Raw genomic sequence first — 8,006 nt, 5'->3', positions numbered from 1 at the left:
ATACGATATACTTCCACGCAGAATAGTGATTAATAAGACGTGCTGACGCCTTTTTATTTTGTGTTTTTTTCATACCAATCCTCTCAGCAAAGCTGAGTTGTTATTACTTTAAATGAACAAGTTAAATGAACAAGCGAGTGACTTTGTCACTTGATATAAAGTAAGAAGGATCAGTACTGGCTATTTAACGCCACATACATGGCATTCGTTTCTTTCCAACCAGAAATTCTATGGTTAGAACTATAGGGGCGAGCTTGCCATGCCGCCAACTCAGCGACAGGGAAAAGATAAAGCCTAAAGGGAGCGACGGTGACGTCGTAATTGGGCGTGTTATCGACAAAAGTGGGGCCATCGTATTCAACGACTCTGGAAGTTACCCCCCAACGAGATGCGGTGACGATTGCAGCAGAAGTGTCTGAGTGAAGCGATTTTGATACGGGTGGAACCGTTTGTTTATCTTGTTGATCAGAGATAGGTTGTTGAATAGCAACAGCTTGAGGCAATGTTTGCTGATGAACAATCGCCGTGAGCGAGGTTTTTTCACCATATTGTGGGATGACTTTAGGTTCAGCGTGGCTGTGCGTTTCACTTTCAATTAAATAGCCGAACGCTTGCGAAGGCAGAACCACCGCAAAAAGCGTAAACCAGACATATTTAATAAAGTGCCAATGCATGAAAAAATCATTCCTCTCAACTCAAGCAGGCATCATATTCATGACAACCATAAGCCTCAAGTAAAAAGATCTAAATGCTCTTATCACTTTAGCTAATGAGAAGCGTAAAATATTTCTTTGCTTTGTATATCAAAGTAAATTTTGTTGGCTAACTTGCGGCCACCACAATACACAAAATAAACCTCACGTTCTTGATATTTGAGTGACTTAACCCAGCCACCAAGCTCTTCAAAATCTTCTGGTACGCAGGTTTCATTTTTCAGCAACTCATCGGTTTTCTGCACAAAAGCCGTTTCATAGAGTTTAAAATCATCAGAGTTCGCAATGTACTGCGTGACCGTTTTACGGCGCTCCTCTGCCGTGATCACCGGAGCTTGCTCCACTAAACCATCCAGAGGTATCCACTCCGCGACTTCAGGCCCGTTTTCCTCATAGACAAAATAATCGGTAATGCGGCCAAAACCCGATTTACGTTCCAAGATTTTCACCTTATCACCACGGTATAGAACCCGCTCAACAAACGCTTGTGCATCGGGCTTTTCTCTTACTCCGAGCCTTGCTAAATCGACATATAAATCATTAACAAGCGGTTTTGGTGGCAAGGCCGTTTTAGGAGCCGCCTCAGTGGTTGGCACTTGTTCTTCATCGTTCGAACTCGACGAATCGGCCTGCAGTGCTTCTTGCTCGGGAAGATAATAAAGAAAGTAATAGCCAGCCCCCGAGCCCGCCAGCCCAAGCAGCAATAATAGAAACATCAGCATTTTTTTCATCTTGCTGCTCATTCCTTTCTTGTTGTGCGCAACCTTGTTCGGCACGGCACGCTTTAATTGTTCGTTAATTATAGTTGAAATCTCCGCATGTCATTTTTACTCACTATTCGAACCAATAGCGATACTAACGACAGCCTAATCCTGAACTTGATGCTATGCGTCAATCTTCTGCAAAATCAGTCCCTTTTATTGGGTGAAGCTCCCACTATCATCATGAACCATATCATTATCAAGTTCATGAATCGTACCGATACGACAGCGCTTACCAGCTATTTGGCTCCTTTTAAAACAAGAGCCTTTTTTCTTAGATATGCCTAATCACAATCAAGCCACATTCCACCACTTTAACCAAACATCAACACATCACCATGTTGAAGCACTTCTAATTTAGGACCGAGTAAATGGATGGTACCCGGCAATTCTGGGGTTCGCTGACCGTCAAACTTAAGTGTTACATGCCCAAGCTCCGCAAGATTTTGGTTCGCCACACTGCCGACTGCCGTCACAACAAAACCGAGATCCCCAATTAATAAAGTGGTGTTGTGGTCAATCAATCCATACAACGAAGATCCAGAGTGTATGAAGCAATATTCCTTCACCGCATCAGGGGCGCTCGGGCCGAATAAAATCACCATATCATCATGCAGTGAGTCTTTAGCATAATCGCCAGCGGACAAAATCGTCGTTTGATACTGAAGCATATGCCCTCACTGATAAATGAAGAATGAGATAAGCCAAGCAATCAGCACCGTTGGCGCACCTGTAAGAAAACGAGAGTAAAGTACCGAAGGCACACCGACCTGTACCGTTTCGGGCTTAGCGTCTGCAAGGCCAAGCCCTACAGGGATGAAATCACAAGCAGCTTGAGCATTTATGGCAAACAAAGCGGGTAATGCTAAGTGCGGTGGGATATTTCCCATACCGATCTGAGTCCCGATAAGTACACCGATCACTTGCGCAATCACCGCACCTGGTCCAAGAAAGGGTGACAGAAACGGAAATGAACAGATCAAGGCAATCGTCAGTAAACCGATCGGGTTCCCTGCTAATGGCTCCAAAGTATGAGCAATTAAATCACCTAACCCAGACGCGAGAATAACCCCAATCAACATTGAAACAAACGCCATAAAAGGCAGAATGGTTTTAAGTACGGTATCAATGGTTTCACGCCCAGCCTGATTAAAGGTCGCCATCACCGAGCCCATACCGATCCCCACTTTAGCCAGTAAGCTATCTGTTTGTTGGCTAAGCTTCTTCGTCGTGTCAATGGATTGGGGCTGAGATAGGATTGGCTCACAAAACGTAGTTTTGTGATCATCTACCAAGGAAAAACAACCACTGCGTATGCCAGATGCATAAATATCTTCCTGAATATATTGTGCCAAAGGGCCACTTTGGCCTGTAGCATGGATATTTAATGTCGGAATACCTTTTTTGGGATAAAGCCCACAACGCAATGTGCCACCACAGTCAATCACTACACAAGCGACTCGTTCATCGGGAACAAAATGTTCAAAGCCGTTAACCGCTTGCATGCCCGTCAACGCCACCATCTCATCAATAAAATGGGGACGAGTCCCTGCTGTGATGTAGATGATCTTCTTGTCAACCTCAACCGGAATGAATAGCGGGCCACCCCATCCACCCTGCCCTCGGTTTACTTTCAATACCGTCATCATTTTTCCTCAACCACGTGAAGATCGACTTTATCGCTGAATACTACACCTTGTTGTCTAGCCACAAACATAGTCGTCATATCGGTTACCCAACCGCGTAAAAAGTTGGTCACTAAGCCAACCAGCAAATAGGAAATAGCGAGAGGACCGAGCGATAAGCCCTGTTGAGTGATCCCAGCGGCAATGCCTAGATAAATAAACAATTCACTAGGATTTACATGAGGGAACATACCATTCATGGTGTGGCAACTGTAGGAGGCAGAGGCATAATAAGAAGGTTTGTACTTTTCAGGTAAGAAACGCCCTAGGCTGAGCACCATGGGATTACAAAAAACAAAGGTTCCTACTGTCGGCAAGAGCAAATAGCGAGATATAGGATTAGACGCACTTTTCTGAGCTAACACTTCTATGCGCTGTTGGCCAATAAAACGGATCAGCGCATTCATGGCAACTAATAAACAGATCAGCACTGGAAGTACTTGTGCCACCATTTCGCTAAACACTTCACCGCCTTTCTCAAAAAGACCAATAAACCATTCCGCTCCCTCGATTATCCAATCCATACCTTCGGCTCTTAAATTATGTGGGGATAGTTGGAGTGTTTCCGTTATTGATATATTGAAAAAGAGGCAAAAGAGAAAAGCGTGAATTCAATCACCGATAACTTTTATTTTAAAAGTAAAAAATTGAAATCGACGACAAAATAAAAAAGAAAGCCAACTGGCCTCCTTTCATAAATGGGGTTTATGGAGTGACTTAGGAACCAACGGTGATAACTTGGATACCTTTCTCTTCCAAATACGTCCGATCCTCTGCTGCGATAAGGTTATCTGTGACAACTATATCGATTTTATCTAGCGGAACCACCACGTTAGGGCTACGACGGCCAAACTTACTTGAATCGGTCACGACAATGATCTGATTGGCTGCTTGGCACATCGCCTGGCTGACTTGATACGCTTCGTTGTAGGTTGTTGTTCCCTGCGCAAGGTCAAAACCATCAGCACCAATAAAGAGTTTATCGAAAGAAAACTGTTTAAATGCTTGCTCTGCCAGCGTGCCATGGAAAGACGCTGATTTTCGGCGATACGTTCCGCCCGGAACCAATACAGTATGTTCCGCATCCAAATTCGCTACTGCGTTTACGATGTGAATACTGTTCGTCATCAATGTCAGTGACATCACCTGTTCAAAATGCGGCACCATCTGCAGTGTGGTACTGCCACAGTCCAGAATGATCGAATCCCCGTCCTTGACCAGTTGTGAAGCGGCTTTAGCGATTAAGCATTTACGTTCAAGGTTCACCGTCTGCTTTTCATCCATCGAACGGTCTTCCAAAATGACGCTATTAGCGATACAAGCTTCAGCTGCTCCGTAACGGCGAATAACAAGCCCTTCTTCCTCTAACGAACGTAAATCACTGCGTATTGTAGCTCCGGATGTTTCAAAGGTATCCGCCAGATCGTTCACTGACGTTTTCCCATTAACACGCAGATAATCCAGCAACTGCGCTCTTCTGTTATCTAAATTCATAGCATCAACTTCATTATTAAACTGATAGCATTTTATAACAGTTCCCTTTCAACTTAAAAGTAAAAGGGGGAACATTCTTTCATTACTGCCTAGAAATTGCGACGTTTAACGCTTCTTGAACATTAGGATCCAGTTCAAATATGAGTGATTCAGGGATAGGTAGTGATTGACCAATGAGTTGATCTAGTGTCTTTGGTCTAGCAAATACAGAAATACCCTTCATCACTTGGGCATCTACAACATGATGATCTTCATCTTCAACCAACACCAGTACGGTACGCGGTTTCCATCGGCTTTGGGTGCGGCCTATCTTGACTTTCCCTTTGTGAGTCATAGATTGAAGCATCCGATTAAAAGATCGAATCTGCAAATAACCTAAGACGATCTGTATCATCCAAGCTCCTGCAGCAAAATAAATAAGTACCGTTGTTGAGTCCATCTCATACCTCTTGTCAAAAAGGGGCAAGCATAACGCCTGCCCAATATAAGCTGCCCTTATTCTAGGAGCATAGGGCTTAATCCATGGGGGATGGATTAGAACATTACCTGACCACCCGTGATATTGATCGATTGACCAGTACAATAGGCGGCTTCATCGCTGGCGTAAAACTTCAGTACATTGAGAACATCCTGATATTCACATCCTGCCTTAAGTGGCACTTTATCGATATAAATCTGTTCAACCTCTGATTCCGGTACACCCAATTTTTTCGCATACTGAGGTAGCAGTGATTGGAACATAGGGCTTTTCAACAAGTTACCCAACATCAAAGAATGCACCGTGATTTTGTGTTCCGCTAAATCTAACGCAAGTGACTGAGTCAGGCCAACCCCACCAAATTTGGCCGCTGAGTAACCACTGTTATGCTTTGAACCCACTTTACCCGACTTTGAGTTGATCTGAATAATGCGCCCACCACGTTGTTCACGAATCATTACTTTTGATACTTCTCGTGCACAGAGGAAATACCCCGTTAGGTTTACGTCAATCGATAGCTGCCAAGCAGTCAGTGGAAAACCGTCAATCTTGCCAGCCTGAGCTACGCCAGCGCTGTAAACCAGCAGATCAATCCGTCCAAAAAATTCATCTATTTGCCTAACCATATTCACTACACTTTGCTCTTTGGTGGCATCTACCTCCACACCCAGTGCTGTAGCCTGGCCGTATTCTTGATTAATTCTATTAGCCACCTTTTCAGCACTGCAACCATTTAAATCGGCGACCGCAACTCGGTAACCTTCATTAGCCAAACCTAAGCACAGAAATTCACCTAGAGTCTGACCACCACCAACCACTAACGCAACTTTACTCATAACTTACACCTTACTTAGAGGGTGCCCCATCGTAGGCATAGAGCACCCATACTGACTATTAATTTAAAAAGACAATTTCATCACCGCAGCGCACTTGCTGAGGTCGTTCACCATTGACATGAAGACAACCCGGATATTCAGCTTCGACTAAGGCATCAAACCGTATGGTAATGTGCCCAAGTTCTGCAAGGTTTTGATTGACCACCTCACCAACCGCTGTAATCGGATACTGATACCTTCCCAATTGCATCACACCACCGGGTTTGATATTCCCCTTGAGTGCGTCATGCGAGTGGATGAAGCAATACTCTGCCGCATCTTTTGGGGCAATATTACTGAAGATGATCATCATATCGTCTTCCAACGCACTATTGGCAAACTCACCAATGCTCTCGATCTTGACTTGATATAGTGGCGACATTGCTCTCCCCTCCTATTGATAGATAAATAGAGACACAAACCAAGCCAGTAGAACGGTAGGTGCGCCAGTAAGGAAGCGTGAATACAGTACCGAAGGAACACCTATTTCAACGGTTCTCGGCTTAGCTTCTGCCATACCCAACCCAACCGGGATGAAATCACAAGCCGCTTGAGCATTGATGGCAAATAAAGCGGGCAACGCGAGATGTGGTGGTATATTGCCAAGACCAATTTGGGTGCCGACTAATACACCAATAACTTGAGCGATAACCGCACCGGGGCCAAGGAATGGAGAAAGCAACGGGAACGAGCAGATCAACGCGAGCGTTACTAACCCTAGTGGATTTTGCGCCAAAGGCGTCAATACATGCGCGATCACATCGCCCAAACCAGAGGCAATGATCACCCCAATCAGCATGGAGACGAATGCCATAAACGGCAAAATCGTTTTCAAAATGGTATCAATGGCTTCACGCCCAGCTTGGTAGAAGGTCGCCATCACCGAACCCATCCCAATGCCGATCCGAGCCAACAAGCTGTCACTTTGCTGAGTTAGTTTTTTACTCGTATCGTATTTGTTTGTCGCCAGACTCTCGTTAGAGAGTTCATCTCTTAGTGGTGGTTGCATTGATCCACCCTCGCTACCTACTAGTTGAATGTCACACTCACGCACACCCGATACATAAATATCTTCAGTGATGAATTCAGCCAATGGTCCACTTTTACCCGTAGCGTGAATATTAACTGTCGGTATCCGTTTTTTGGGATACAGACCGCAGCGCAATGTTCCACCACAGTCGATGACCGCAACGCCAATGTCTTCATCGGGCACACTAGTTTTGAAACCATCAACCGCTTCATAACCGGTAAGCTCAACAATACGGTCGACAATCGCAGGGCGAGTACCACCCGTAATGTAAAACACCTTTTTATCGGCTTCGATCGGCAACTCCAATGGGCCACCCCAGCCGCCACTACCTTTCTGTATACGTAATACTTTCGTCATTTTTATTGCCCCATTAACCTACGTGAACCTGACGCTCTAACTGAACACCCTGTTGACGTTCAACCATAGTTGTAGTGAAGTCAGTGACCCACCCACGGAAGAAATTCGTCACCATACCAACCAACAAATAGCTAACCGCAAGAGGTCCAAGCGGCAGACCGAGCGTTGTCAGGCCACTAGCAATACCTAGATAGACAAACAACTCACCAGGGTTAATGTGCGGAAACAAACCATTCATCGAGTGACAGCTATATGAAGCCGCCGCGTAATAGGAAGGTTTATAACGTTCAGGTAAAAAACGACCGAGACTCAATGTCATCGGGTTACAGAAAATGAAGGTGCCGATAACTGGCAATATCAAATAGCGAGAGATCGGATTGCCAGCACTACTCTGTGCCAGTTTCTCCACTCGTTCTTGACCCACCAATCGGATAAGCGCATTCATCGCCACCAGCAGTGCAATTAGTAAAGGTAAAATACCGGTTACCATCCCCGTAAACACCTCTCCTCCTTTTTGAAATAGTCCGATAAACCATTCCGCTCCGTGAATTATCCATTCCATAATCAAACCTCATTGTTGTTATTGGCTTAGTGTCAAAGTACGTATTTATAC

11 protein-coding genes are annotated in these 8,006 nt (G+C 44.8%); all 11 read right to left on the bottom strand.

The features are described from left to right. Positions 1–170: 170 nt before the first annotated feature. A complete protein-coding gene (locus AACQ17_RS03225; protein ID WP_094146932.1) occupies positions 171–674 on the bottom strand; it encodes a hypothetical protein in 504 nt (167 codons plus the stop codon). A gap of 92 nt (positions 675–766) precedes the next feature. Beyond that, the gene (locus tag AACQ17_RS03220; protein WP_170935139.1) at positions 767–1,444 is read right to left on the bottom strand and encodes an SH3 domain-containing protein; all 678 of its coding nucleotides are present in this window, start codon (positions 1,442–1,444) and stop codon (positions 767–769) included. A gap of 344 nt (positions 1,445–1,788) precedes the next feature. Then, positions 1,789–2,145 carry a PTS glucitol/sorbitol transporter subunit IIA gene (locus AACQ17_RS03215; RefSeq protein WP_017046963.1) on the bottom strand — a complete coding sequence of 119 codons (357 nt, stop codon included), beginning with the start codon at positions 2,143–2,145 and terminating at the stop codon, positions 1,789–1,791. Between the two features lie 6 nt (positions 2,146–2,151). After that, entirely contained in the window at positions 2,152–3,123 is a 972-nt protein-coding gene (gene srlE / locus AACQ17_RS03210) for a PTS glucitol/sorbitol transporter subunit IIB (protein ID WP_017045368.1), read from the bottom strand. Continuing rightward, positions 3,120–3,683 (bottom strand): PTS glucitol/sorbitol transporter subunit IIC, encoded by a 564-nt coding sequence (gene srlA, locus AACQ17_RS03205; protein ID WP_094147752.1) that lies wholly within the window; start codon positions 3,681–3,683, stop codon positions 3,120–3,122. Before srlA (AACQ17_RS03205) ends, srlE (AACQ17_RS03210) begins: the two co-directional genes overlap by 4 nt. Positions 3,684–3,876: 193 nt before the next feature. Continuing rightward, on the bottom strand, positions 3,877–4,653 hold the full coding sequence (gene srlR, locus AACQ17_RS03200) for a glucitol operon DNA-binding transcriptional repressor SrlR (protein WP_013868510.1): 777 nt from the start codon (positions 4,651–4,653) through the stop codon (positions 3,877–3,879). Positions 4,654–4,735: 82 nt separating this feature from the next. Further along, the gene (locus tag AACQ17_RS03195) at positions 4,736–5,092 is read right to left on the bottom strand and encodes a transcriptional regulator GutM (protein WP_094147753.1); all 357 of its coding nucleotides are present in this window, start codon (positions 5,090–5,092) and stop codon (positions 4,736–4,738) included. 95 nt (positions 5,093–5,187) lie between these two features. Then, on the bottom strand, positions 5,188–5,967 hold the full coding sequence (gene srlD, locus AACQ17_RS03190; protein WP_013868508.1) for a sorbitol-6-phosphate dehydrogenase: 780 nt from the start codon (positions 5,965–5,967) through the stop codon (positions 5,188–5,190). Between the two features lie 58 nt (positions 5,968–6,025). Continuing rightward, positions 6,026–6,388, bottom strand: a complete 363-nt coding sequence (locus AACQ17_RS03185; RefSeq protein WP_013868507.1) for a PTS glucitol/sorbitol transporter subunit IIA — start codon at positions 6,386–6,388, stop codon at positions 6,026–6,028. Between the two features lie 12 nt (positions 6,389–6,400). Continuing rightward, positions 6,401–7,393 (bottom strand): PTS glucitol/sorbitol transporter subunit IIB, encoded by a 993-nt coding sequence (gene srlE / locus AACQ17_RS03180; RefSeq protein ID WP_019281637.1) that lies wholly within the window; start codon positions 7,391–7,393, stop codon positions 6,401–6,403. Between the two features lie 13 nt (positions 7,394–7,406). Next, positions 7,407–7,955, bottom strand: a complete 549-nt coding sequence (gene srlA, locus AACQ17_RS03175; protein ID WP_038148604.1) for a PTS glucitol/sorbitol transporter subunit IIC — start codon at positions 7,953–7,955, stop codon at positions 7,407–7,409. Between the last annotated feature and the right edge of the window lie 51 nt (positions 7,956–8,006).

This window comes from Vibrio sp. V10_P2A27P122, assembly GCF_963874335.1.
GTDB lineage: Bacteria > Pseudomonadota > Gammaproteobacteria > Enterobacterales > Vibrionaceae > Vibrio > Vibrio anguillarum.
Note: the sequence above shows the minus strand (reverse complement) of the source record. Positions and strands in the feature narration are given on the sequence as shown.

Bases quoted from the DNA above. Each gene is read 5' to 3' on its own strand.
- srlA (WP_038148604.1), bottom strand. From the start codon at position 7,955: ATGGAATGGATAATTCACGGAGCGGAATGGTTTATCGGACTATTTCAA.
- srlR (WP_013868510.1), bottom strand. From the start codon at position 4,653: ATGAATTTAGATAACAGAAGAGCGCAGTTGCTGGATTATCTGCGTGTT.
- AACQ17_RS03185 (WP_013868507.1), bottom strand. From the start codon at position 6,388: ATGTCGCCACTATATCAAGTCAAGATCGAGAGCATTGGTGAGTTTGCC.
- AACQ17_RS03220 (WP_170935139.1), bottom strand. From the start codon at position 1,444: ATGAAAAAAATGCTGATGTTTCTATTATTGCTGCTTGGGCTGGCGGGC.
- AACQ17_RS03225 (WP_094146932.1), bottom strand. From the start codon at position 674: ATGCATTGGCACTTTATTAAATATGTCTGGTTTACGCTTTTTGCGGTG.
- AACQ17_RS03195 (WP_094147753.1), bottom strand. From the start codon at position 5,092: ATGGACTCAACAACGGTACTTATTTATTTTGCTGCAGGAGCTTGGATG.
- srlE (WP_019281637.1), bottom strand. From the start codon at position 7,393: ATGACGAAAGTATTACGTATACAGAAAGGTAGTGGCGGCTGGGGTGGC.
- srlD (WP_013868508.1), bottom strand. From the start codon at position 5,967: ATGAGTAAAGTTGCGTTAGTGGTTGGTGGTGGTCAGACTCTAGGTGAA.
- srlA (WP_094147752.1), bottom strand. From the start codon at position 3,683: ATGGATTGGATAATCGAGGGAGCGGAATGGTTTATTGGTCTTTTTGAG.
- AACQ17_RS03215 (WP_017046963.1), bottom strand. From the start codon at position 2,145: ATGCTTCAGTATCAAACGACGATTTTGTCCGCTGGCGATTATGCTAAA.
- srlE (WP_017045368.1), bottom strand. From the start codon at position 3,123: ATGATGACGGTATTGAAAGTAAACCGAGGGCAGGGTGGATGGGGTGGC.